1 protein-coding gene is annotated in these 2,151 nt (G+C 66.1%); it reads right to left on the bottom strand.

Annotation, left to right across the window (positions count from 1 at the left end; genetic code table 11):
• Nucleotides 1–60 precede the first annotated feature (60 nt).
• The coding region (locus EWM57_RS20895) for a gliding motility-associated C-terminal domain-containing protein (protein WP_129923223.1) at nucleotides 61–2,151 on the bottom strand (2,091 nt) is incomplete at its 5' end.

A 2,151-nucleotide genomic window follows, 5' to 3' on the forward strand; every position in this document is an offset into this window, starting at 1 on the left:
AACGAAAAAAGGCCACCCGAATCCGGGTGGCCTTTTCGAGAAGGAGGGTGAGTAGCGGGGTTATTTCACCACTTCAAACCAGCCCTTGTAGGATTTGCCGCCGGGCAGCTTGAGCAGGTAGTAGTACACGCCCGCGGCCTGCTCGGCGCCGTCCCACTGGTTGTTGTAGTTGGAAGCGCGGTACACTTCCTTGCCCCAGCGGTTGAGAATCGTGAGCGAGTTGCCAGGGTAGAGCCCCACGTTCTTGATTTCAAACTTGTCGTTGAGCCCGTCGTTGTTCGGGGTGATGACGTTGTAGAACACCAGGTCGTTGGCGAAGCTCACGCAGGCGTCGTTGGAGGCCGAGGTCACGCTGGCGTTGGCGCTGCTCACGGCCACCACCCGCAGGCACTGGTCGAAGCCGGCGGTGCTGCTGGCAAACTCGGTCTGCAGCGTGCCGCCCGATACGGTGGCGACCAGCGTGGACGTGCCGTTGTCGGAGGTGCGGAATATGCGGTATTCCTTCACGTCGAAGCCGCGGTAGGCATTCCAGCTCACCTTCACCTTGCCCTCGTCGCGGCCTTCCTGACCTTCCGTGGCCGTGGCCGTGGTCCGGATGGTGGTGTGGTCCTGGGTCTGGAGCACCGTGCCGCAGCTGTTTTGCAGCTCCAGGCGGTAGTCGTAGGCGTTGGCGTCGGCATCCACGTTCGAGTCGGTGAAGGATGTGGCGGTGTTGGCCACGGTGCCCACCTGGGCGAAGGTGCCGCTGCCCGCTACGCGGCGCAGAATGCGGACCTGGCTGGCGTTGCCCGCGTTGTTGGGCACGTTCAGCTGCAGGGTGATGCTCCGGTCGCCGGCCACCACTGAGGCGGCTTGCAGGGCCACGCTGGCGTTGTCGGGCCGTACGGTGAACGTGGCCCCGCAACCGGCGCTGTTCACGTCACTGACCTGCACCGTGGCGTTGGTCGAACCGGCGGGCAGGTCGACGGTGATGGTGCCGGTGCCCTGAACGCTGGTGATGGTGCCGCCGATGACGGTCCACTGGTAGTTGGCATTCGGCAGGGCCGAGGCCACGGGGCCCACGGTAAACGAGAGGCCGGTGCGCGACTCAGGGCAGTAGTTGGCCGGGCCGGTTATGGTCAGTGCCGGAACCACCACAAACTGCTTGGAGTACGTCGGGCCCGAGCACAGGCTGCTGTTTTTCTCGATGGCCGTCAGCGTGTAGGTGCCCGGGTTGGCGGGTACGGGCAGCGTGACGGTGCCGGTGGCGCCGCTGATGGCGGTGCCGTTGAGCGTGTAGGCGTAGGTCGAAGTAGCGGCGCCCGGCAGCGTGAAGCTCAGGTTGCCGCCGTTCACGCAGGCGCGGTTCGGGCCGGTGATGGCCAGGTTGGCAGCCGGGGAGGGCAGCACGTTCACGTAAAGCGTGTCGAGCGGCGTCTGACTGATGCAGCGGCCCCCACTGGGGTCGGTGGTTTCAAATACGGCAATCTTGCCAATGCCGGGCCGGGTCCACTGCACCGTCACGGTGTTGGCGCTGCTGGTCACCTGGGTGCCGCCCACGATGCTCCAGGCGTACGACGAGCCGGCCGTCAGGACGGTCTGGTAGGTGTAGGGGCCGTTGGCCTGGCAGATATTGGTCGGGCCCGTGGGGCGGGCCGTTTGCAGCAGCTGATTGATGCGCACGGGCAATGTCACGGGCGTCGACTGGCAGAGCGTGCCGTTGATGGCGTAGGCCTGCACGCTGGCGTTGGGGTTGGCGCCGTTCCAGTTTACGGTGATGCTGGCCGTATTCTGGCCGCTGGCAATGGTGCCGCCCACCACGGTCCACTGGTAGTTGGTGCTGCGCGGGTTACGGATGGAGTAGGTCACGCCCTGCACCGTGGGGCACACCGACTGGCTGCCCTGAATGCTGTCGGGCAGCGGGGAAGGGTTCACCGTTACCAGCACGAGGTCAGTGGCCACGCAGCCCTGGGCCGTGGTGGCCGTCACGGTGTAGGTGGTCGTAATCGGGGCCTGGGTGGCGTTGATAGCCGTGAATACCGGGCGGGCCGTGGTGGCGCTGCTCAGGTTCGTGGCCGGGCTCCAGGCGTAAGTGTAACCCGTCCGGGCCGCCGTGCCGAGCGTCACGGTGCTGCCCGGGCACAAGGCCGCATCCGGACCGGCATCGGCCAC

It is taken from the genome of Hymenobacter persicinus (genome assembly GCF_004167665.1).
Taxonomy (GTDB): domain Bacteria; phylum Bacteroidota; class Bacteroidia; order Cytophagales; family Hymenobacteraceae; genus Hymenobacter; species Hymenobacter persicinus.